16 protein-coding genes are annotated in these 23,662 nt (G+C 35.8%); 8 read left to right on the top strand and 8 right to left on the bottom strand.

Annotated elements, in window-relative coordinates; all coding sequences use genetic code 11:
* Positions 1-156 precede the first annotated feature (156 nt).
* Positions 157-1,506 (bottom strand): DNA repair protein RadA, encoded by a 1,350-nt coding sequence (gene radA, locus JOE44_RS20555; protein ID WP_105681520.1) that lies wholly within the window; start codon positions 1,504-1,506, stop codon positions 157-159.
* 137 nt (positions 1,507-1,643) lie between these two features.
* Here radA and JOE44_RS20560 point away from each other — a divergent pair, with 137 nt between their 5' ends.
* On the top strand, positions 1,644-2,213 hold the full coding sequence (locus tag JOE44_RS20560; protein WP_209787080.1) for a YceI family protein: 570 nt from the start codon (positions 1,644-1,646) through the stop codon (positions 2,211-2,213).
* Between the two features lie 100 nt (positions 2,214-2,313).
* Here JOE44_RS20560 and JOE44_RS20565 read toward each other — a convergent pair whose 3' ends face one another.
* The 6 genes from JOE44_RS20565 to JOE44_RS20590 form a co-directional block, all read right to left on the bottom strand.
* Positions 2,314-4,014: a bifunctional alpha/beta hydrolase/class I SAM-dependent methyltransferase gene (locus tag JOE44_RS20565; protein WP_209787082.1), complete on the bottom strand. Its 1,701-nt coding sequence runs from the start codon at positions 4,012-4,014 to the stop codon at positions 2,314-2,316.
* A gap of 3 nt (positions 4,015-4,017) precedes the next feature.
* Positions 4,018-5,319: a phosphatase PAP2 family protein gene (locus JOE44_RS20570; RefSeq protein WP_209787084.1), complete on the bottom strand. Its 1,302-nt coding sequence runs from the start codon at positions 5,317-5,319 to the stop codon at positions 4,018-4,020.
* Positions 5,301-6,056 carry an SDR family oxidoreductase gene (locus JOE44_RS20575; RefSeq protein WP_209787086.1) on the bottom strand — a complete coding sequence of 252 codons (756 nt, stop codon included), beginning with the start codon at positions 6,054-6,056 and terminating at the stop codon, positions 5,301-5,303. Before JOE44_RS20575 ends, JOE44_RS20570 begins: the two co-directional genes overlap by 19 nt.
* A 385-nt stretch (positions 6,057-6,441) precedes the next feature.
* A complete protein-coding gene (locus tag JOE44_RS20580) occupies positions 6,442-7,479 on the bottom strand; it encodes a patatin-like phospholipase family protein (RefSeq protein WP_209787088.1) in 1,038 nt (345 codons plus the stop codon).
* Positions 7,480-7,483: 4 nt separating this feature from the next.
* On the bottom strand, positions 7,484-8,287 hold the full coding sequence (locus JOE44_RS20585) for a phosphatidate cytidylyltransferase (protein ID WP_209787090.1): 804 nt from the start codon (positions 8,285-8,287) through the stop codon (positions 7,484-7,486).
* On the bottom strand, positions 8,277-8,879 hold the full coding sequence (locus tag JOE44_RS20590) for a CDP-alcohol phosphatidyltransferase family protein (protein ID WP_209787092.1): 603 nt from the start codon (positions 8,877-8,879) through the stop codon (positions 8,277-8,279). The genes JOE44_RS20585 and JOE44_RS20590 overlap by 11 nt, the downstream gene beginning before the upstream one ends.
* A gap of 153 nt (positions 8,880-9,032) precedes the next feature.
* Between JOE44_RS20590 and JOE44_RS20595 the strand changes: the two genes are divergently transcribed.
* Both JOE44_RS20595 and yidC read left to right on the top strand, forming a co-directional pair.
* Positions 9,033-10,640 carry a CTP synthase gene (locus tag JOE44_RS20595; protein ID WP_209787094.1) on the top strand — a complete coding sequence of 536 codons (1,608 nt, stop codon included), beginning with the start codon at positions 9,033-9,035 and terminating at the stop codon, positions 10,638-10,640.
* A gap of 178 nt (positions 10,641-10,818) precedes the next feature.
* On the top strand, positions 10,819-12,618 hold the full coding sequence (gene yidC / locus JOE44_RS20600; protein WP_209787096.1) for a membrane protein insertase YidC: 1,800 nt from the start codon (positions 10,819-10,821) through the stop codon (positions 12,616-12,618).
* 133 nt (positions 12,619-12,751) lie between these two features.
* Here yidC and JOE44_RS20605 read toward each other — a convergent pair whose 3' ends face one another.
* Entirely contained in the window at positions 12,752-13,336 is a 585-nt protein-coding gene (locus JOE44_RS20605; protein ID WP_209787098.1) for a ribonuclease HII, read from the bottom strand.
* Between the two features lie 296 nt (positions 13,337-13,632).
* Between JOE44_RS20605 and JOE44_RS20610 the strand changes: the two genes are divergently transcribed.
* The 5 genes from JOE44_RS20610 (at position 13,633) to JOE44_RS20630 (ending at position 23,615) form a co-directional block, all read left to right on the top strand.
* Complete coding sequence (locus JOE44_RS20610) at positions 13,633-16,638, top strand: SusC/RagA family TonB-linked outer membrane protein (RefSeq protein ID WP_209787107.1); 3,006 nt, start codon at positions 13,633-13,635, stop codon at positions 16,636-16,638.
* Between the two features lie 24 nt (positions 16,639-16,662).
* Positions 16,663-18,276, top strand: a complete 1,614-nt coding sequence (locus JOE44_RS20615) for a SusD/RagB family nutrient-binding outer membrane lipoprotein (RefSeq protein WP_209787109.1) — start codon at positions 16,663-16,665, stop codon at positions 18,274-18,276.
* Positions 18,277-18,686: 410 nt separating this feature from the next.
* Complete coding sequence (locus tag JOE44_RS20620) at positions 18,687-21,647, top strand: SusC/RagA family TonB-linked outer membrane protein (RefSeq protein WP_209787122.1); 2,961 nt, start codon at positions 18,687-18,689, stop codon at positions 21,645-21,647.
* Between the two features lie 4 nt (positions 21,648-21,651).
* Complete coding sequence (locus JOE44_RS20625) at positions 21,652-23,112, top strand: SusD/RagB family nutrient-binding outer membrane lipoprotein (protein ID WP_209787124.1); 1,461 nt, start codon at positions 21,652-21,654, stop codon at positions 23,110-23,112.
* Positions 23,113-23,168: 56 nt separating this feature from the next.
* Complete coding sequence (locus JOE44_RS20630) at positions 23,169-23,615, top strand: lipocalin family protein (RefSeq protein ID WP_209787126.1); 447 nt, start codon at positions 23,169-23,171, stop codon at positions 23,613-23,615.
* Positions 23,616-23,662: the final 47 nt, after the last annotated feature.

Consider the following 23,662-nt stretch of genomic DNA (forward strand, 5'->3'; position numbering starts at 1 on the left):
ATCCGCTTCGCTTGTGAATTTTTTATCCACATTCCAATTGACAATTTACTTGCTTGCAAAATTGACCATTCACAATCTAAATCCTCTTCGCTTGTGAATTTTTTTATCTACATCCTCATTGACCATTGACTTGCGCAGCAAAATTGACCATTCACATTAAAAAAGTCTCTCGTGAAAATCCTCAATTTTGCTCACTTCTTCAATCTTTATTCCAAATTTTCTCTTCGGAATTTTATTAAGATTAGAAACGAATATTTTTTCATACCCCAACTTTTCAGCTTCAGTAATTCTTTGTTCTACCTGGGCTATAGGACGTATTTCTCCACTCAGACCAATTTCTCCGGCAAAGCAGTAATGTTCCGAAATGGCAATGTCTTCATTGGAGGAAAGAACAGAAGCAATGACCGCTAAATCCAGTGCCGGATCATCTGTTTTTATCCCTCCGGTAATATTCAGGAAAACATCTTTTGCCCCCAATTGAAAACCTGCTCTTTTTTCCAGTACAGCCAAAAGCATATTGAGCCTTTTTGAATCAAAACCGGTGCAGCTTCTTTGAGGAGTACCATAAACAGCTGTGCTTACCAATGCCTGAATTTCCAAAAGCATAGGTCTGTTTCCTTCCAGTGTTACGGCAACGGAGTTTCCGGACAGTTCTTCAAATTTTTTGGTGATCAGAATTTCAGAAGGATTTTTAATCTCTTTCAATCCCTGGGAGACCATTTCATAAATACCAATTTCGGCGGTAGAACCAAAACGGTTTTTATTGGCTCTCAACAATCTGAAAAGGTGATTCCGGTCTCCATCGAAATTCAGAACAACATCTACCATATGCTCCAGGACTTTTGGGCCGGCAATTTGGCCGTCTTTGGTGATGTGGCCTACAAGGAAAACAGGAGTATTATTTTCTTTGGCATATTTGATAATCTCATTGGAACATTCCCGGATTTGAGAGACCGTTCCTGGAGAACTTTCTATCAGTTGAGACTGCAGCGTCTGAATGGAATCAATGATCATGAAATCCGGTTCCAGTTTTTTTGCTTCATGAAGAATTTTCTCCAATGACGTTTCTGTAAAAAGGAAACAGTTCGGATTTTGAATATCCGTAAGCCTGTCAGCTCTCATTTTAATCTGAGATGCACTTTCTTCCCCGGAAACATAGAAGATTTTTTTCTTCATTTTTAATGCAAGCTGAAGCAGAAGGGTAGATTTCCCGATTCCCGGTTCGCCACCAATTAAAGTAACGGAGCCTAAAACAATTCCACCTCCTAAAACGCGGTTCAGTTCTTCGGAAGGTGTTTTTATTCTCGGTTCCTCGCTTGTTTCCACTTCAACAATATTGATGACATGTTGTTTCGTCTTTGAGAAAGGAGGATTTTTGTGAGAAGGTTTTTCAACAACCTCTTCTACTAAGGTATTCCACTCTCCACAGTTTTTACATTGTCCCAGCCATTGAGGGTACTGTGTTCCACAGTTTTGACAGAAATATGCTGTTTTCAGTTTTGCCATACTGCGAAGGTATAAAAAAGCATTTTTTTTTCAGAATCTAATTGAACTTAATATTAAAAACTAATCCATGCATGGTAGAAATATCTTTCATATATTAGCCTCATTCAATTAAAATATTAATGTAAAATATCATTACAATGAAAAAAGTATTTTTATCTTTCGTGTTTGTGTTTTTAAGTGTTGTTACCTTTGCACAAGGTACGTGGGACGTAGACCATATGCATTCTTCCATCAATTTTAATATTAAACATATGGGAATTAGCTTTGTACAGGGAAGATTCGATAAGTTTGACGGAAGGATGGCCAGTAGTGGGGCAAATCTGGATAATGCTGATTTAAGCTTTTCTATAAGTGCTTCCACCATTAATACCGGAGTGGACATGAGAGACAGACATCTTATAAGTGAAGAGTTTTTTGATGTGGCCAAATATCCTGCCATTGAATTTAAGAGCTCTTCCGTTACAAAAGATAAAAACAACAACTATATTGTTAAAGGAAAACTGACGATCAAAGGAGTGGAGAAAGATATTACGGCTCCGGTTACCTTCGGTGGGATTACAAAAAATAAAGACGGAAAACAAATTATGGGGATTCAGACCAAGTTTACCATCAACCGTCTGGATTATGGAATCAAATATGATCCTACAGGAGCAGGTATTGCAAAAGATGTTGAAGTAACCGCTTACTTTGAACTGGTGAAGCAATAATATTCAACGCCTAAAATATAAAAAGGTTTTCCGTTCTCATGGAAAACCTTTTTTTGTTTATAAAAACCGGTTAGAGAATCTGCGGGAATGGAAAATAGTATTAATCTGAAACGTTTACTTTTCCAGAAGAAACAGTGAAAATTCCAAAATCATCAATCAGCATATTTTCTTTCTGAATGGTATTAAAAGCCATCATTCTGTCCAGCTCCTTCTGCGAGCGTCTTCTCATAATCCAGTCTTTGTTCTGATGGTTATTCAGTACATAGGCAATCATTTTCAGCTGAGGATGCCATGGTTGTCCGGTGTAAATGATGAAGGCATTCTTTTCCGAAATTGAATTCACGCCCTGAATTGCTTTACTTGCCATTTCATTATCTCCGAAAAGTTCAAAAATTCCAGATACAATGGTGATATTAGGCTCGAAATTCAGTTTTTGATAGGTTTGCGGATCAAAACAGTCAAAATTGGTAAATCTGATATCCTGATAGTTCTTTTCTTTAATAACTTTTTCTCCGATTTCAATATTGGATTTTACAAATTCGTTGATAACGATTTCTGCGTCCGGATATTTTTCTTTGATATCGAACAAATAATTTCCTGTTCCGCCTGCAATATCCAGTATTTTCACAGGTCTGCCCTGTTGTTTTAGTGTTTTGATATTTTGTTCCAAAAGCTGCAGCAAATGTTGTTTTCTGATGCGGATTCCCTTCCAGCCGATTGCATTGAGGTAGTTTTTATCCATCATTTTTCCAAAGCCGAATTTGCCTTTGGGTTGATTCTGATATACATAATCCAGCGAAGCTCCGGAATCGAAGCCGTATTTCAGACCAATGGCCATTCCATTGCTTAGTTTCCCGATTTTTCCTAAAGAAAATTTCTGCATTTTAAAATTCAGATTATTCCCGACATTATTTTGCAGATCGTTATATTCTTTTACAGAAAAACGGTCGGGAGAAAGAGAGTTTTGCTTTGTTGCTCTCTTGAAGCATTTTTCAGCAAAATCCACAATTTTATCGTAGACTTTTTCCTTTCCGGTATCGAATAAAATCCCATGGAAGAAATCAGGCAGCACTTCATAATGTTTCAAATCTGTATCCAGTTTTTCATGGAATATTTTCTGATCTTTATTGAAAACCACATGATCTTTTTCTGCAGCCAGAATTAAAGTCGGCGTATCTATAGCTTCAGCATCTTCTACCAGACGTTTTCCTGCTTTTGCCAGATCAATAAGAAGTTCTGCGTCAATGGACCTTGAGATCATGGGATCTGTATCATATGCTTTTTGCTGTTCAGGATCATGAGTCAGCATTTTAGATTTTACATAGCTTTTAATTATCAGTCCTTTCTTAAGCTTTGTTCCTAACGTAATCATTTCATTAGCAAGAGGAACAATGAGATTGATTTTAAAAGCTGGAGCCAAAAGAGCCATTCCTGCAATAGAAGGAGCAAAATCATGAGCCCATGCAGAAGCTACCACTCCGCCTATACTATTGGCTACAACAAAAATGTCTGCCGTTTTTATATCGTATTGGGAATTGATAAATTGAGAGAAAGCATCTAAATCTCTTACATAATCCATAAAAACAGATGAGGTTTGGGTTTTCGTATACCCATGCCCACGAAGATCAAATGCGAAGATATTGTATTTTGAAAACTGAGGAGATTGTGCAATATCATTTAGTCTTTCAGAATGTTCATGTCCACGGTGGATCATGATGATACTCTTCTGCTGAGGTTGATAATTCCACTCACGATAAAAAATTTCACTGTTGTCAAAACTTGTAAAATGTCCGCTGTTCATAGATTAAAATTTTTTCAGAAAATCCTCCAGATAAGTAGGTATGACCGCATGCTTATTGTGGGTTTTCATCATGGTTATTGCTTCTGTAAGAGGTAAAGATAGAATATTTTTGATTACTAAAATTCCGATTACTGAACTTCTTGCGAATCCCATTGTGCAATGGATCAGAATCTTACCGTCCGGCGGAAGTTTCTGATAATATTCTGTGATTTCCGTAACCAGCTTTTGGGTTTCAGAACTATCAAATGTTCCAATGTCCAGAAGAGGAAAAGAATGATAAACTGCTGTATCTTTTATGATAGAGAGTTCTTCTATTTCAGCTGACAGGTCATACACAAGGGTTGCTTTGTTAATTCCGAAATCCTGTATGCTTTCACGATCAGGTCTAGATGAAATATATAATTGGGGAATAATTTCCAAGGGAGTTCTGTTTTTCCGGAAAAACCTCCAAAATATCCTGTAAATTAACAGATATGGGATATAGAAAATCTTTTTTATCCACGGAATATGTCCTGCTCTATTTTTTAAAAAGAAGATGTTGTTTTTCTGATAATGATACCCGATCAGAATAATCATCAACCCTGGCCAAAGAAATAACAACCCTGTTTCTCCGATGAATTGATTAGCCAGAAATACGATTAAAATAATACACCATCCTGATAAAAAATAGAGGTTGGCGATATGAAAATTTCTATACAGAAAATTATTTTTTTGATAAGGAAAGATGATAAAACTAAAATGGGCAAGAATACTTCCGGTTATGACATCAATGAAATGATGCTGATACGTTGTCAACGTAGAAATTCCCAAGATAATAAGCCAAAGCATTACGAATGATCTTCCTTTTTTTAAATTCCTGAAAACAGACCAGAAAATAAAAGCATAGGCAATATGAAGGGACGGAGCCTGATTGAAAGGAGAATCAAATACTTTTAAAAACTGAAAAGAATATCCCAGAACCGGGTCGTTGATTTCAGGTTTGGACAATGAAAATTTTAAGGGAAATAATAAGAAGCAAATTCCGGCAACAACCGTTACGAAGAGCATACGCTGTGTTAAAACTTTAAGCTGTTGTTTATTTTGACAGAAAAAAAATACCAGACAGAAAAAGATTCCGCTGGTCATATAAGGAATAATGCTCCACGGAATAAATGGAATGTAATTTTCAAAATTAAAAACGAAGGACGGAACATCAGTCAGTTTTGAAATATACCATGCTGTAAAATTGTAAACCATCATAAATACAATGGAACACAGAATCAAGGCGTACAGCTTTCGTTGTATTGTCAGTCGTTTTTCATCCATTGGGCTTTTCTGAACATGATGATATTTAATAAAGAAGAAGGAAGGAGGGATAAAGATTTCATCATCCACTTCATTTTTGTTGGGAAAATAATAAGCTTTTTTTGTTTTTCTATGGCTTCTGAGATAATGGAAACTGCAGTTTCTACCTCCGTAAGGAATGGTTTTTTACTTAAGTCATTTTGGTTAAGCTGCCTTAATTTTTCGGTATCAATATATCCCGGAGCAATTGTAGTGACGGAAATTCCGAAAGGTTTCAGTGCACGGTGATACGCATCGGCAATCTGTATTACAGAACGTTTTGTCTTCGTATAAAGACTGGAATTTTCATATTCCAATATCCCTGAAACAGAAGCAATCACGGCAATCCTTCCTTTTTTCTGATTTTTCATTACTTTTCTTGCTGCCTCGAAAAAATTAACGGTTCCCAGAATATTGGTCTGTAGCATTTCTTCAGCCTCTTCGTAAGAAATTCTTCCTGCTACATCTTCTGCATAGCTTCCTGCACAGTTAATGAAAATGTCAAGTTCATTTTTATCCACAAGAAAAGACTGTAATGTGGATAACAGGGCGTTGATGTCACAAACATCTGTCTGAAAAGCCTTTATATCTTTAGAATCATTCTCCGGGATTTTGGTAAGATCTCTTCCACAGATTCCTACACAGTATCCTTTAGAAAGATAGTGTCTGGCCAGTGCATAGCCAATACCCGAAGTTCCGCCTGCGATAAAAACGTTCATGAGTGTCTGATGGTTTTCAATTCTATGTAAAAATAGATTTTAAAAGTGAAAATAAGGTGAATGTTTTTAACGATTGAAACATTAAGATTTTTTTAAGATGTTTAGAATATGAAGATGAGCTTTGCTTTAAGCTTAAAAATCAGGATGATTCATCTTAACTATACTTTATTTCTTAAACTTTCTTAATGGTTTTAGTATTATTTATAAAACTAAGATATTCAATAGGCACGGGCTTTAGCCCGTGATCACAATAGGTTGCATTTCCATTGGCTTTAGCCGAAACTTAAAACTATGTGTTAAAAACCACCCCGTCAAAAATTCTTTGAATTTTCGCCACCCCTCCGGAGGAGGGGAATTTTCCCGTCTTCAGTTGGAGGATTTGTCATCATCCTCTAATAGTTTTCATGGTCTGATCAAATCCATATTGCCATTGTATTTCCATGTCTTTCACAAATTGTTGATAACTTTTAGGAAACGAAAAATTGATTTCAAATTTTTTCCAGTCAATTCCTTTTTTCAGATAATGTCCTTCCAGTTCCTGTTTTATGTTGATGGTATCAATTTGGAAGCCTGATAAAAGTTGGTCTGTCTCTGCAAGCCTTTCATTTCCACTGAATCCAAGGACAGAACGTACAAGAGCTTCTTCCACGGGATTGTATGATTGTTTTTTTTCGGTAATGATTTCCTGTGCGAGATGCTGACTTAATTCTGCAGGAACAAGATCTATAGCTCCGCCAGCAAAATATTTTCCCTTAAGAAATGCAGGTTCTACATAAAACATATCGGAAATAGAAGCTCGGGTACTTTCAAGCATGGAAAAGTCAGTAACTATTTTGAGCGTTTCTTCAACAGCACTGTTTTTTAAGCTTTCAGAATGACTGACAATTTGTTCAGGGTAAATCTTCTTTGCTGTTTCCGGATCTGTGAAGATTGTTTTTTGATATAATTTTTTTTCATTTCTTTTTTGTCCACATTCTTTTGGGGTAAAAAGAATCTCCGAACCCATAATTAGGGTAGGTATTTCTTTTGAAAACTGAACATTTTTGATGGCTGGAAAACATTTGGATAGATCTTGGAGCATTTCAACAAGATATCGGTTGAAAACATCTTCAATGAATGGGGCTTTTCTTTTATCCAGAATTTTTTTTAGTGAGAAAATTCCTATTTGTGAAAGTTTTCTCTGCCTTGTTAATACAGTTCCTGAAACAAACTGAAAATATTCTTCAGATGTCAGGTATTCTTTCCGGGAAAGATGATCAGGAAAAGCATTGATGATTGTTGCTGCAAATGATCCACCACAGGAAGCAATCAGGAGATCCGGTTTAAGATCCAATTCTTCCAGTGCAGCGAAGATTCCGAGATAAATCATCAGCCTTGTTCCGCCTCCTGAAAAAATAACAGCTCTTTTAAATTTTTCTTCCATGGCATTAATTTTTTATCAGAAGAGGAAATAACCAAAAGAATAAAGGCGCATTAAAAACCAGACTGTCCATTCTATCAAGAAGGCCACCATGTCCGGGAAGCAGGCTGCCGGTATCTTTTACACCGGTTTTTCTTTTTACATAAGACATGAAGATATCACCGAAAAATCCTGAAATTCCCAGAACAAGTCCTAAAATAGAATTGGTTACCATATCTGTTGTAAGCAGAAAATACCCTAAGATATTACTCAGGATAATTGTAATAAAAATACCACCAATAAGCCCTTCCAGTGTTTTGTTGGGACTGATTTGAGGCGTTATTTTATGTTTCCCGAAAAACTTTCCCATCAGATACTGAAATACATCGTTCAGTTCAGTCACTACTACAATGAAGATAATGGCATTCAACCCATCAAAACGATTTCTTATCCATAGCAAATTCGGAAAAGCGATAAGGCATATTAATAAGGCAATGGAAATTCCGTATATCTGTTTTACGGAGGAACCTTTCAGTACAGAACGGCATACAATGAGGATTGTTATAAGGAAACTGTACAAAAGGTAAACATCAGTATTCAAAAAATAGAGCAGGAAAAACTGTAAAACACTTATGAAAATTGAAGGAGTAAGTGGAGAATCATAAATTTTGAACATCCTTGAAAATTCAAAAAAACATTGAAAACTTATCCATGAAACCAAAATGGTCATAGCAAGAGGATGTGAAACTCCCAGCGCAAAAACAATAATGATGTAGATCCATGTTTTTACCCGTATAGGAACATCTGCAAATTTATTTTCTTCAGGCTTCATTCAGAGATTTCTTAAGTCGTGTATAAGTACTGATCAGGAGTAAAACAATGATAATTCCAAAAATGTATGGGGAAACAACGGTAATGTTTACTCCGAAAAGGGTGAGTAAACCATACAATCCAAGGATAAGGGCACGGTCACTTTTTCCCATAGGTCCGTCATAACGGCGTTCCTTTCCTACGATTTTTCCCATTACTCCTGCAATTTCATTAATGATGCTAAGAACGATGAAGACAACGATAAGATATAAACTTTCAGGCTGAAACTTAAGAAGAGGAAAAAATATAATGACATCGGAAACAATATCACCCACTTCATTCAAAACCTCTCCGAGTTTGCTGGTCTGATTGAATTTTCTGGCCATCATTCCGTCCAAAGCATTTAAAGCCATTCTCAGAAGCAATCCCACGGGAAGACTTAGGAAGAACCATTTCGAAATATCCGCATTCCAGAACAGTATCCCAATAACCACGGATAAGAGAATGGAACTGATCGTAATCTGATTGGCCGTAATCTTATTTCTATGAAAAAATAACAAAACAGGAGTGAGGAGCTGCTGGAATTTTGGTTTTAGTTTATATACGGAAATCATGATGGTTATAGCTTTGTTTCATTTGCTTATACCAAATATAGATAAAAATTTTTATCAGGTTTTATGATTGTTTGAAGGATGTTTTACCATTTTCAAAATGTAAAAGATTGCTTTGTATTTCTTTTTCCCCTAACTTTGCACAAACCTAATCTAATGAGTAAAAAGAATACAAAGTACATCTTTGTGACAGGAGGTGTAACTTCATCTTTGGGAAAGGGAATCGTTTCTGCTTCTCTGGGACTTCTACTAAAATCACGTGGCTTTAATGTAACGATCCAAAAATTAGATCCTTATATCAATATCGACCCAGGAACTTTGAATCCTTATGAGCACGGAGAGTGCTATGTAACTGAAGATGGTGCGGAGACGGATCTGGATTTAGGCCATTATGAGCGTTATCTTGATGCTCCTACATCCCAAAACAACAACGTTACTACAGGAAAAATTTACCAGACTGTAATCGAAAAAGAAAGAAAAGGAGATTTTCTTGGAAAAACAGTTCAGGTAATTCCTCATATTACTAACGAAATCAAACGTAGAATTAAAATCCTTTCAAAACAGAACTACGATATCATCATTACTGAAATCGGAGGAACGGTAGGGGATATTGAATCTTTACCATACATTGAAACTGTTCGTCAGTTGAAATGGGAATTGGGAGAGCGTAATTCTATGGTAATCCACCTGACTTTATTGCCTTACCTGGCTTCAAGTGGAGAATTAAAAACAAAACCATCCCAGCACTCTGTTCGTCAGTTGATGGAAAGCGGAATTATGGCTGATGTTTTAGTATGTAGAACAGAACACAAAATTCCTAAAGATCAGAGAGCAAAACTGGCTCAGTTCTGCAATGTTCCTTTAGATAATGTTATCGAATGTAAAGATCTTGAAACGATCTATGAAGTTCCAATGTATCTTCAGAAGCAGAATTTCGATGATGTAGTATTGAAAGAACTTGATCTGAAGAGTGATAAAGATGCTGATCTAAAAGACTGGAAGAGTTTCCTTAAGAAATTCCAAAATCCAAAGAAAACTGTTGAAATTGCATTAGTCGGAAAATATATTTCCCTTCAGGATTCTTATATTTCTATTGCTGAAGCATTCAAACATGCAGGAGCTGACCTTGAAACTGAAGTAAAAGTAAGATGGGTATACAGTGGAGATATTACGGAGGAAAACATCAAAGATACTCTGAAAGGAGTAAATGGTATCCTTGTAGCTCCAGGTTTCGGAGACAGAGGGATTGAAGGAAAAGTTCTTACGGCAAAATATGCAAGAGAAAATAAAATTCCGATGTTGGGAATCTGTTTAGGAATGCAGATCATGACGATTGAATTTGCAAGAAATGTTTTAGGACATACAAAAGCAAACTCTATGGAATTTGATACAGCAACTCCGGATCCTGTAATTTCCTTGATGGAAGAACAGAAAAATGTGGTAGATAAAGGTGGAACAATGCGTCTGGGAGCATGGAAGTGTTCTTTGAAAAATGGTTCTAAGCTTTATGATATCTACGGAAGCAAAAATATCTCTGAAAGACACCGTCACCGTTATGAATTCAACAGTGATTATCTTCAGGAGTTTGAAAAGAGCGGTTTCCTTGCTACTGGTACCAATCCCGAAACTGGTTTGGTAGAAGCGCTTGAACTACCTGATCATCCATTCTATGTGGGAGTTCAGTACCACCCGGAATATAAAAGTACGGTAGCGACGCCGCATCCTTTATTCAGAGCTTTCATTAAGGCTTGCGAAAAGAAATAAGGTAAAATTTTATCATAAACGTCTACACATAAACTCAGGCTGATTATTCTCAGCTTGAGTTTATTATATAGTAACAACGTAAAGCATAGAGTTTTGATAAAAAAACAGTATTTTTGTCAGCTCAAATTACGTACACCAGTGCGTACATTTTAAATTTAAAATTTTAATATAAAATAAAATGCAACAAAACAACGGAATCGATAAGAAGCAAATGATTAGTTTCGCGGTTTTATGCCTTGTTCTCTTCGGTTTTATGTTCTATTTCCAGAACAAACAAACGAAAGAAGCGGAGTTGAAAGCTCAGGAGCAGAAAACGGAACAGGCTAAAAATGCCGTAAAGCAAACTCAGGCAAACAATATCAATCCAAATGTAACTCCTAACGCCATCCAGACCGCAAGTCTTGGAAATAATGAACTGAAACTTGAATTTTCAAGCTTAGGAGGACAGGTTTCCAAAGTAGAGCTTTTAAAATATAAAGCCTACAACCACAAAACAGACAATGCAGATCAGCCACTTTATCTGATCACTAAGAATAATTCAAACTACGGTTTTCAGTTTAAAGATAAAACAGGAAAGATTGTTAATACTAAAGATTTAGTTTTCTCGCCTTCTGTTAGTGGAAATGCTGTAACCTTAACTGCAGATTATAATGGTGCTGTAATTCAATTCATTTACACACTACTTCCAAAATATACCCTTGATTTTAAAGTAAGAACTCAGGGACTTTCCAAAATTACTTCCGATAACAAAGCAGATTTCATCTGGGATTACAATGTAAGAAACTTAGAGAAAGGTAGAGCTCAGGAGCAATCTCACTCAGAATTTTCCTATGCATTCAATAATTATAAAGACTATGATTATGATGGAAGAACAACGATGGAAGAAGAAAAGGAGACTCTTAACTGGATTGGGGTAAAACAGCAGTTCTTCACTTCAGTAATTGAAGCGAAAAACGGATTCACCCAAAGTAAAGGAAACCAGGAAAATGTTGAAGAAGGTGAATATTTGAAGAAACTCAACTATGAAGGCTTTGTTCAGATGACAGGAAGTGAGCTGAACCAGGACTTTACATGGTATTTCATGCCATTGGATTTACCATTGCTTAAATCCTATGATAAAAACTTTGATGAAATTCTTCCGTTAGGTTGGTCATTCATCGGAGCGATGAACCGTTATTTCTTCATGTGGTTATATGGTATTATTGCTGCGTGGGGATTATCAGCAGGTTGGGTAATTTTCGTAATGACAATCATTGTGAAACTAATCCTTTCACCAATTATGTATAAGCAGCATAAATTGAGTGCGATGATGAAGGTAATCCGTCCGGAAATTGATGAGGTAAACGCTAAGTTTAAGGATGCAGATCCGATGAAGAAACAGCAGGCTACAATGGAAGTGTACAGAAAAGCGGGAGTAAACCAGATGGCGGGATGTTTACCGGCATTAGTTCAGATTCCTATCTTCTATGCATTATTCCGTTTCTTCCCGAACTTTATTGATCTTAGAGGGCAAGGCTTCTGGTTTGCAAAGGATTTGACAGCTTATGATGATTTGATCAAGCTTCCGTTCAAAGTTCCTTTCCTTGGAGATCACTTAAGTATTTTTGCATTAGCTTGTACCGTTGTTATTTTAATCTATACTGTAATGACTTCAGGAAATATGCAGCAGCCTCAACAGGAAGGAATGCCAAATATGAAGGTATTAATGTACATCTTCCCGGTGACATTCTTATTCTTCCTTAACACTTCGGCTTCAGGACTTTCATGGTATTATTTTGTATCGAATGCGATTAACATCTTAATCATCCTTGTTATTAAATATGTGATTTTGGATGAAAAGAAAATCCATGCTCAGATTCAGTCTAACAAGGAAAAACCAAAAGCAGAAGGTAAATTCCAGAAGAGAATGAGAGAGATGATGGAGAAGGCTCAGGAGCAGCAAAAGACTCAGGAGCAACAAAGAAGTAAAAAGAAATAATTTTCTTAATTATATCTTAAAAAAAGAGAAGCAATACAGTATTGCTTCTCTTTTTTTATAGTAATTTTTATTTAGAAAGATTTTAAATTTCTAATTGTTATATGCGAATTTAATAATTGAAAATGAGAGGTTTTCAATCATATTTCAGTCTGAAAGATTGTCTGTGATGAACTGTTGGACCGTGTTTTATAAGGGCTTCCTGGTGTTTTTTTGTGGCATAACCAAAATTGGTATCCCAGCCGTATTCCGGATGTTCTTCATGAAGCTGGATCATTAATTGGTCTCTGTAATTTTTGGCAAGAATGGAAGCTGCGGCAATAGATAAAACTTTGGAATCTCCCTTAATGATACATTGGTGAGGAATGTAATTATAGGGATGGAATTTATTCCCGTCTACCAAAATAAGTTCCGGTGTAATACTCAGTTTGTCCAGTGCACGATGCATGGCATGAATGCTTGCATTGAGGATATTATGTTCATCAATAAAGGATGGGGGAAGTTCTGCAATAGCATAGCTTTTTACATTGTCTTTGATATAATGGTCCAGCTCCATCCGGGTTTTAAATGTTAATTTTTTTGAATCATTCACCAGATTTTGTTTGAAGTCATCATCTAAAATTACCGCTGCTGCTACTACCGGACCGCTTAAACATCCTCTTCCTACTTCATCACATCCGGCTTCAATGTAAAGGTTTGACCAGTTTTTTATTAGCTCCATGAATTGTTTCTATAAATGCAAAAATATAAAATTTTGCAGGAAGTGATTTTGTGTGTTTTTTACTGTTTTTATTGTTATAACAAGTATAATTTACTGTTTTTAATTTTTTTTATTGGGGTTGCTAATTGTATGTGTTTTTCATATTGATGAAATAATGTATATTTTTTTAATGAGTTGTTAGTTTTGGCATATGTTAAATGCTTTTGTTTTTGTTAATTATAAAATTTTAACATTTTCTTTGGTTATTTTGTGAAAGTTTCACATATTTGTAATCTGTAAAAATAATTGAATTTGATATGAAGAAATTAACTGCGAGTGTTTTCGCGGTGGTACTGTCGTCGTCATTTATGATGGTATCAGCCCAAAACACGAAAGATACTCTAAAAACCAAAAATATAGAGGAGATAGTTGTTACCGGAGCCTTAGGTATCAAAAGAAAGGCTGATGCGATAACAAATACACAGCAAGTTGTAACGACAAAAGAACTGAATCAGGCGTCAGCACCAACTGCTGTACAGGCATTGACGGGTAAGGTTTCAGGTTTACAAATCAATTTGACAAACAATGGTGTGGATCCTAGCTATAGAGTTGTCTTAAGAGGTGCTAAATCTATCACGGGTAATAACCAAGCGTTAATTGTAATTGATAACGTTATTTCATCTGCTGACATCTTACAGCAGATACCACCAGAAGCAATCGAAAACATCAACGTAATTAAAGGTTTACAAGGAGCAGCTCTTTATGGGCAGCAAGGGGTGAACGGGGTAATTATTGTGACGACAAAAAGAGGAACAAAATCTGAGAAACTTCAGATGACGTTCAATTCGTCTATTGATATCTCTAATGTTTTCATGCTTCCAAAAGTTCAGCAGAAGTACGGTAAAGGAGTTCAGGATGAAGGATGGAGTGATGTGGATTACGGTGGTACAAACTATGTGCCATGGGAAAACATGTCTTGGGGAGCTGCTTATGACAACCCGGCTATCGGAGGAACAATGATGCCTTCAGGTCTTCCACAGGCTGATGGTTCATTTATTTATGAAAAATATGCTCCAGTGAAGAATTTCATGAATAAATTCTTTTCAACAGGAGTATTAACCCAAAACGGAATTACAGCAACAGCAGGTGGATCTGATTCATATGTGTCCTTCTCTGCTAACAGAACTGAAAATAATTTCGTAGTTGAGGGTGATAAATTAAGACAAAACAGTTTTATTTTTAAAGCTGGAAAGAAAATAGGAAAATTGAAAATTGATGGTAACATCAACTATATCAATAGAATAATATCCACTACAAACTCATCATTATATGATGATATTCTTCAAACTCCAACTAACAACAACATTAAACTGTATAGAAATAGTGGAATTGAAGGATATTACACAGGATATGCTGTAAACCCATACTGGACAATTGATCACGAAAGATATGACAGACGTAGTGATTACTTTAGTGCTATCCTTGGTTTAGATTATGAATTGAATAAGAACATCAACATTACGTATAACGGAAACGTTACAACAAGAGGGATGACTTATACAAGACATAATGATGGTGCTATTTTTACTAATACATATAACCTTCCTGGAGCATCCATCGACGGAATTACTTTTGGTGATTTAGGAAATGGTGATATCACTTCTTGGTTCTATGAAAGTACTTCTAAAGAGAGAAATTACTATGGTGACTTAATGATTAACTTTGATTATGAGTTAACGGATAAAATCGGATTGAAGTTTAACATTGGTAATAACATCCAGGACAGAACTTACAATGTAACATCTGTAGGAGGTAATAATTTAGATATTCCAGGTTGGTATCACATTAAAAATGTACTTAATCCAGATCCATTCTCTAGTGCTAATCTTGATAACTATCAGACAAACAGTAGAATTATTGCAGGATTTGCGAATTTAGATTTAAGCTATAATGATTATTTGTTCTTAAACTCTACATTTAGAATTGAGCAGTCTTCAGTATTGTCAACAAGACCTTATAGCACAGGAAAAAGAACAAACCCGGTTTATCCTTATTATTCTGTAGGTTTATCTTTTGTGCCAACTAAAGCATTTGCTAACTTAAAAGGAGATATTCTTAACTACGCAAAAATTACCGGATCATATACACGAGTAGGTAACACAACTGCAGTAGATCCTTACAGAACAGATGAAATCGGAGTATTCCCGACAGGGTTCCCATTTAACGGATTAAGTTCATATATTAATAATCAAACGCCTACATCGGTAGATATTAAACCTGAATTTGTTAATACTTTAGATTTCGGAATGTCTCTAGGATTCCTGAAAGATAGAATTAGATTAGATGCGTCTGTTTACCAATCTACAACTGATGACTTAATTACGGCAAGAACTGCATCAAGTACATCAGGATTAACAAGTATTCTTGATAACGTGGGTAAAATGAGACTAAGAGGTCTTGAACTTGATTTAGGAATAACGCCAATTAAAACAAGTGATTTTACTTGGGATATGAAGGTGTCTTACTCTACATATAGATCTAAAGTATTGGAATTAGCTGATGGAGCTGATGAAGTATCTTTATTAAGCAGTACTTCAGCAGCAGTAGGTATCTTTGCTGTAAAAGGATCTGATTTCCCGGTTATCAAAGGAAGTGCATTCCAGAGAGACGATCAGGGAAGAATTATTGTTGACTCTAAAGGAAATCCTTTGACAACAAGTAATCTTCAGGTGTTAGGAAGAGCAACTCCTGATTATATTCTTGGATTCTCTACAAACATTAAGTATAAAGGATTTACTTTATCTGCGATGGGAGATTTTAGAAAAGGTGGTAAATTTGTATCCTTTACGAAAAACTTACTTGCATTTACAGGAGGTTTAGAGGAGTCAGCTGAGTTTGACAGAACTCAAGGATATGTTGTTCCTAATTCAGTACAGAATACAGGAACTGCTGCTAACCCAATCTACACTCCAAATAATACGCCAGTAGGAGGTGCAGGAACGTATACTAACGTTACTAACTATTTCTCAAGTAGTGCGTATAGAGCTGTAGGTGAAAACCTGGTAGTTGATGCAACTGCATTGAAGATTAGAGAAATTGCGTTAAGCTATGATATACCAAGATCAGTATTAAGCTCAACTTTCTTGAACTCATTAACAATCGGTGTTTATTCAAGAAACCCATTCTTTAAGTACGCAGATAATAACAGAAACTATGCTGATCCGGAAACTGCAAGTACAACAGGGAATGCTGCAGGTTTTGCTTATACAACGCAGTATCCATCAACTAGAAGCTTTGGATTTAACCTTAAAGCATCTTTCTAAAATTTAATTAATTATTACTTGAAAATGAAAAAATTTAAATATACAATACTTGGTTTAATCGTTACCTCAATGACGTTGACTTCATGTGATCATTATCTGGATATTAATGAAAATCCAAATAATATTCATGCGGAAGCTATTACACCAACTTTATTATTTCCTGGTGCTGTTGCTCAGACTTACAGAACACAAGCTACATGGATGAATAGATTTGGAGGGCTTATGATGAACTCTTATGCGGGTAACTCTTATTCTTTTGGAGCTCCATTTGGTAACGAATATACATTAAATGTAGATAGTTCTTTTTATCCACAGATCTGGGATGGATTATACAGAAACGTAAGTAACTTTGTTGCTATTGAGAAATATGATAATTCTAACCATAAATATGATAATTATGTAGCTGCTGCAAAAGTGATGAAAGCATTTTATATGCAGACTATTGTAGATTTGTATGGGGATGCTCCTTATAGCCAGGCATTTATGGGTCAGGCTAATGCAACTCCAAAATACGATAATGATGAGGAAATCTACAGATCATTAATTCTTGGTCTGAATGATGCTATCACTCTTATTGATAACGGTAATGCTGCTGCACTTGAACTTGGTGCTACTGATATTGTTTTCCAGGGAACAATGGATAACTGGAAGCGTCTTGCGAATACTGTGAAACTAAGAATGTTGGTTAGAATGTCTAAAGTAACAGGTTCTATGGCTACTTTTAGAGATCAGCAACTTCAAACTTTAGCAGGGGCAGACTTTATAGATAGCGATGTTTTAGTAAATCCTGGGTACAGTGCTGCTAATGATGACCAGCAGAACCCGTTTTATGGATACTATGTGAGAAACAGTTCTAATTCTCAGTTGCAGAATAATACATTATTTACAGCATCTGAACATATTGCAACTTGTCTTAATGGTAACCCTTATAATATGGCTGATAATGTTTATCAGAAATTTAATGGTATCATTGATGCAAGAAGAGGAAGAATGTTCTCATTAGTTGCTTATAATGGTCTTTCAGTTGTTAAAGGAGTTAGACAGGGTGCTACACCAGGACAGCCGGGAGCTCCGACTGATCTTACAACGGTTTCAAGATTTGGAAATGGTTGGATATTTGGTCAAGGTAGCCCTAGTACTACTGCTCAGCTTACATCGGTTGGATCTGCGAAATCTGGTGTTTTAATGACACGTTCAGAGAGTAACTTCCTTCAGGCTGAAGCTGCTGTTAGATATCCATCTATCTTCTCTAATGGACAAGCCAAATTTGAAAATGGTATCAAAGCATCTTTTGATTATCTATATGCTACAGCGGGTACTTCTGCTACATACATTACTGCTATTCAGGCTAAAGTAGGTTTAGGTTGGAATGGTACTAACGATAATAAGATTGAAGCGATCATGACTCAAAAATGGTTAGCTACTGCAGGAATTAACCCTACGGAATCTTTCATTGATTATAACAGAACTGGTTACCCGGTTACTCCTATGGCAACAACTTCAGCGAAGCCTAATAAGCCATACAGATTGATGTATCCGTCATCTGAATATGTAGCTAACTCAGCGAACGTTCCTCAGATTTCAAATGCTCAGTGTTTTACTAAGAACCAAACGACTCCATTCTGGAATCAGAACTAATTTTTTATAAAACAATTTTAATATATTTTACCGCCTTCGGGCGGTTTTTTTTGTTTTAAAAAGCAAAAGTTTCTTTATTTAGGAAAATATGCACAACATAGCATCTGTAATGGGTATAGATATTTTCTTTCTTTTTATGATTTTCAAGTTATTGACATTCAGTTTGTTTAACTTCTTTAGGAGCGCAAATTATTATAGATTCTATCAATTTAAATGATTGTTATTATTTCTTAAAAAAAAATAAGTTTTAAATGAGGGGTTTTTGTTAAATGTTTTGTTTTTAACTTATTTTAATAATTTATTGATTGTTTTTATTCTAAAATATTAAATAAGTTTCAATTTTTCTACATTTTTCTTTGTGGTATTAAGAAAGTTTTACAAATTTGTACAGTCACAAAAATTAATTTGATATGAAGAAACTAACAGCAAGTCTTCTTGTTTTAGTAGTATCTTCTTCTATAGCTGTTGCCAATGCCCAGCAAAAGAATGATACTGTTAAAACAAAAGAAATTGAGGGTGTGGTAGTAACCGCACTCGGGATTAAAAGAGAGAAAAAATCTCTTGGTTATGCTTCTGAAGAAGTAAAAGCAGCAGAGTTAACTGGTGGAACTACCAATACAGGTAACGTAGCATCTCTTCTTTCAGGTAAGGTAGCCGGACTACAGGTAAATACAAATAACAACTTTGGCGGGTCTGCCAACCTTTTGATCAGAGGATACAAATCATTAAACGGAGGTTCTCCACTTATTGTAATTGATGGTTCCCCTGTAAATAATACAACTGTAACAACAGGAGCTCCTTTCGATTATGGTAATTTCTTATCAGATATCAACCAGGAAGATATTGAATCAATCAACGTACTAAAGGGTGCAGCAGCATCTGCTTTATACGGAGAAAGAGGAAGTGATGGGGTTATCCTTATTGTGACCAAAAGTGGTAGAGGGAATAATGACGGAAGCTGGGGAGTTACTTTAAACTCAGGAATTACGGCTGGTTTTATTGATAAATCTACATTCCCTAAATATCAGACAAAATATGGAGCTGGATATGGAGGAGAATCTTGGAATGAAGATCCGGGGCCTGGAGGGTATAATTATGCTAACTTTGGGGATGACGCATCTTATGGTCCTGTGTTTAATCCTAATTCATTGGTTTATCAATGGGATTCATTTGATCCTTCTTCTCCAAACTATGGTAAAGCAACACCTTGGGTAGCTGCTAAAAACGGACCTATTAAATTCTTTGAAACACCAGTCACATACGTTAATACACTTACCATTGAAAAAGGAAATAAAACTTCAAATCTTTCCTTATCCTATTCCAATATGCTTTCCAATGGTCTGATGCCTAATTCAGAATTAAGAAAAAATACAATTTCTGCAAAATTTAGCCATGATTTTACAGATAAACTCCACGCTTCAGTCTTCACTACATTAACATTACAAGGGACAAGAGGACGTAATGAAACAGGATATTCAGATAATATTGTTTCTGGTTTTAGACAATGGTGGCAAACCAATGTGGATGTAGCTGCATTAAGAAATGCTTACCAAAACAATGGCAACAGTAATTTCAGCTGGAACAGAACCTCTGCAACTGATGGAACTCCTCAGTATTGGAATAACCCTTATTTCCAAAGATACCAGAGTTATCAGTCAGATGATAGAACAAGAGTTTTTAGCTATGCACAATTAAAATATGACGTTTCTAAAAACTTTGGTATTACCGGAAAATTATCCTATGATGATTTGCAGATGGTGGTAGAAGAAAGGTTGATGAACGGATCATTACCTCAAGTATTCGGAGCTTCCGGTCTTAATGTGGGCTCAGGATATGCAAGAACGAATGTTAAAAATTCGGAAATGAATTTTGATTTATTTGCGAACTATAAATTTGATATCACTCCTGATTTGAATGTGAGTGGGATTGCCGGAGGAAACGTGAGAAGAAATTTGATCGATAATGTATATATGAGTACAGAAGGTGGTTTATCTAAACCAGGACTTTTTGCTATATCCAACTCGGTAAGAACAATACTTCCTCCTGATGAAAATTATGCGAAGTTTTTAACTTCAAGTTTATATGCGACAGCATCATTTGGTTATAAGAATTTCTTATTTGTAGATGGTACTTTCCGTGTTGACCAATCTTCAAACTTACCAAAAGGAAATAACAGTTACTCATATCCATCCGTAACAGGATCCCTTATCCTGTCGGAATTTGTAAAACAACCATGGCTTAGCTTCTGGAAGGTAAGAGGAAACTATGCAGAAGTAGGTTCTTCTACATCGAACTACAGATTAGCCAATACATTTAAAGCAAGAGGAGAAGGATTGTTTGATCAGCCTTATTTCCTTGCGAATCCTAATTTGAAACCTCAAAGGTCTAAAGAAACTGAATTTGGTATGGAGGCTCAGTTCTTCAAAAATAGATTAGGATTTGATATCGCTATTTATAAGACCAAAACGATTGATCAGATTATCAATTTACCCGTATCTTCAGCTACAGGATACCGAACATTCTTAGTAAATGCCGGACAAATTGATAATAAAGGTATAGAAGTTCAGTTGAATGGTACTCCATTCAAATCAGAGAACTTTACCTGGGATGTTAATGTGAACTGGTCTAAGAATGAAAATAAAGTTATTGCTCTAAACGGTAATTCACAGAATTATCTAATGGCAACGTATCAGAACGGAGTGTCTTTGAATGCTCGTGTAGGTGAAGCTTTTGGAGCGTTGGTAGGATCAGATTATCAATATGATGCCAATGGTAACAAAATTGTAGATCCGGTGAGCGGAAATTATCTTAGAAATAACAACCAGGTTATTGGAAATATTACCCCAGACTGGGTAGGAGGTATAAGAAACAGTTTCCGTTATAAAGATTTCTCTTTAAGTTTCCTTATTGATGTAAAACAGGGAGGAGATGTGTATTCTCCGGATATGGCCTATGGTACAGCCACTGGTTTATATGAAGAGACTGCTTATTATAGAGAAAGTGGAGTGATCAATCCGGGAGTGAATCCTAATGGAAATGTCAATACTACTGTTGCAGGTGATCCAACCTCTGCTGGTAGTGTAGACGGGTATGGTGTTATGCCAAACAAGAGATTCGTATATGACGCTTCTTATGTGAAATTAAGAGAAGCGAGTATAGGATATTCATTGCCGAAATCTATTTTAGCGAATACTTCTATTCGAGATGCAAAAATATCTATTGTAGGTAGAAATTTATGGATTATCCATAAGAATTTACCATACGCTGATCCGGAAGCAGGTACAGGTAACGGATTAGCTGCAAAAGGACAGTCTATCGGGGTGCTGCCTACGACTCGTGATATTGGAATAGATATAACTTTAAAATTCTAAAAAAATGAAAAAAATATTTTTAATTATAGGCTTAGCTTCATTATCATTAACTTTTACGTCTTGTGAAAGAGAGATTACTTCATTGAATGAAGATCCTAAGCACCCGACGGAAGTACCTTCCGGAGTACTTTTTGCAAGTGCCGAACAGGTTTTACTGGATCAAATATTGAATGTTAATGTTAACCGTAATATTACCAGATTTTTTACTCAGCAATGGTCAGAAACAACCTACATTGATGAATCAAGATATGATATGGTATCACGACCGATTCCTAGAAACCATTACAATCGTATGATGGCTTCTTCTTCGGCTACAGTAAATTCTCCAGGAGTTCTTTCAGCATTGAGAGATGCCAGAAGGTTTCTTGATAACGAGGGAGTAAGTGGTGTTGCAAAAAATAATAATATTGCTATGATTGAATTGGTAAATGCTTATGCATGGGCCAATTTAGTAGATACATATGGAGATGTTCCTTATTTTGGAGCTCTTAAGGCAACTGCAGAAAATCCGGGAAATTCAGAAATTCCTTATGATGATGCAAAAACTATTTATCTTGATCTTATTAAAAGAATAGATGCAGCTCTTGCTATGATCGATACTTCAGGTACTGGATATTCCAATGATCTGATTTATAAAGGAGATATGTCAAAATGGAAAAAAATGGGTAATTCTTTGAAATTCAGACTGGCTGTTACCCTTGCTGATGTTGAACCTGCTTTAGCTAAAACTTATGCGGAAGCTGCTTATTCAGGTGGATTATTTACCGAGAAGTTAGATAACTTCGGATTACAGACTTTCCCTTCAGGTTTATTATCAAACCCTGTTTATCAGGATGTGATTCAGTCTGGTAGAAATGACTTTTTACCATCTGATGTCTTAATGAATTTTATGAATGGTAAAAATGACCCAAGAAGAGCCGTTTGGTTTACCACTGTGGGAGGTGTATATATTGGTGGAAAATATGCTAAGCAAAACGTTTTCGGACAATATTCTCATTTTACGAATGCTATTTCAGGGGAAAATGCTCAGGGATTCTTGTTGGATTATACAGAAATTATGTTTTTAAGAGCTGAAGCTGCACAAAGAGGATTCAGTGTGGGAGGAGCTGCTGCCACTTTATATTCTGATGCAATTAGGGCTTCTATGACAGAATATGGGGTTAGTACTGCCAACGCTGAAGCTTATGTTTTGGCTAATCCATATGATGCTGCTAACTGGAAAAAATCAATTGGAGAGCAATCATGGGTAGCCATGTTTAATAAAGGTTTCCAGGCATGGAACTTTACAAGAAGACTAGACTTCCCGGTATTCGTAAACCCTTCAAACTCCAGAGTAGAAGCTGTTCCCATTAGAATGCGTTATTCTGATCAGGAATATCTTTTGAATGCAACTAACGTAAATGCAGCTGCAACAAAAATTGGAGGAGATAAAGTTTCCACGAAGATCTTCTGGGATAAATTTTAATGTGAATAATAATCCGGTTAATAATAATGATAACCGGATGTAGAAAATACTTAATTATGAAATATTTTATTGGAATTCTTTTATTGATGGGAGTTGCTTCATGTTCTAGTGATGATGATACTCATGTAGTAGCCAATAATGTAAGTATAAACGGAACCTGGCGACCATTTAAATATGAATTCAGAGGTAAAACTATTGCATTGAATGATTGTGAAGATAAGGGAGTCATCATGATTAATGCCGATTTCTCAGGAGCCTATGATCGATATGAATCAGGGGTTTCAGGAAATTGTAATTTATCAGATTCTTTTGTCGGAAAATGGGCTTATGATAGTTTATATAATACACTTACAATCACTTATACAGATGCTGGAGTTACTAAAACAATGAAAAAAGTAGTACAGTCTTATTCTGATACTGAATTAAGAATTAATGACAACAGTAAAAACCTGGATAATACGCCTGGGAATGACGAGGCTGTCCTTGTTTTCAGAAAAGAATAAATATTCTTGTTTATGTATAAAAAACCGCCTTTTGGCGGTTTTTTTTT

The sequence above is a fragment of the Chryseobacterium sp. PvR013 genome (assembly GCF_017833095.1).
GTDB lineage: Bacteria > Bacteroidota > Bacteroidia > Flavobacteriales > Weeksellaceae > Chryseobacterium > Chryseobacterium culicis_A.

What these genes read in the sequence shown, in the direction of transcription:
- radA (WP_105681520.1), bottom strand. Translation starts at nt 1,506, where the DNA reads ATGGCAAAACTGAAAACAGCATATTTCTGTCAAAACTGTGGAACACAG.
- JOE44_RS20560 (WP_209787080.1), top strand. Translation starts at nt 1,644, where the DNA reads ATGAAAAAAGTATTTTTATCTTTCGTGTTTGTGTTTTTAAGTGTTGTT.
- JOE44_RS20565 (WP_209787082.1), bottom strand. Translation starts at nt 4,014, where the DNA reads ATGAACAGCGGACATTTTACAAGTTTTGACAACAGTGAAATTTTTTAT.
- JOE44_RS20570 (WP_209787084.1), bottom strand. Translation starts at nt 5,319, where the DNA reads ATGGATGAAAAACGACTGACAATACAACGAAAGCTGTACGCCTTGATT.
- JOE44_RS20575 (WP_209787086.1), bottom strand. Translation starts at nt 6,056, where the DNA reads ATGAACGTTTTTATCGCAGGCGGAACTTCGGGTATTGGCTATGCACTG.
- JOE44_RS20580 (WP_209787088.1), bottom strand. Translation starts at nt 7,479, where the DNA reads ATGGAAGAAAAATTTAAAAGAGCTGTTATTTTTTCAGGAGGCGGAACA.
- JOE44_RS20585 (WP_209787090.1), bottom strand. Translation starts at nt 8,287, where the DNA reads ATGAAGCCTGAAGAAAATAAATTTGCAGATGTTCCTATACGGGTAAAA.
- JOE44_RS20590 (WP_209787092.1), bottom strand. Translation starts at nt 8,879, where the DNA reads ATGATTTCCGTATATAAACTAAAACCAAAATTCCAGCAGCTCCTCACT.
- JOE44_RS20595 (WP_209787094.1), top strand. Translation starts at nt 9,033, where the DNA reads ATGAGTAAAAAGAATACAAAGTACATCTTTGTGACAGGAGGTGTAACT.
- yidC (WP_209787096.1), top strand. Translation starts at nt 10,819, where the DNA reads ATGCAACAAAACAACGGAATCGATAAGAAGCAAATGATTAGTTTCGCG.
- JOE44_RS20605 (WP_209787098.1), bottom strand. Translation starts at nt 13,336, where the DNA reads ATGGAGCTAATAAAAAACTGGTCAAACCTTTACATTGAAGCCGGATGT.
- JOE44_RS20610 (WP_209787107.1), top strand. Translation starts at nt 13,633, where the DNA reads ATGAAGAAATTAACTGCGAGTGTTTTCGCGGTGGTACTGTCGTCGTCA.
- JOE44_RS20615 (WP_209787109.1), top strand. Translation starts at nt 16,663, where the DNA reads ATGAAAAAATTTAAATATACAATACTTGGTTTAATCGTTACCTCAATG.
- JOE44_RS20620 (WP_209787122.1), top strand. Translation starts at nt 18,687, where the DNA reads ATGAAGAAACTAACAGCAAGTCTTCTTGTTTTAGTAGTATCTTCTTCT.
- JOE44_RS20625 (WP_209787124.1), top strand. Translation starts at nt 21,652, where the DNA reads ATGAAAAAAATATTTTTAATTATAGGCTTAGCTTCATTATCATTAACT.
- JOE44_RS20630 (WP_209787126.1), top strand. Translation starts at nt 23,169, where the DNA reads ATGAAATATTTTATTGGAATTCTTTTATTGATGGGAGTTGCTTCATGT.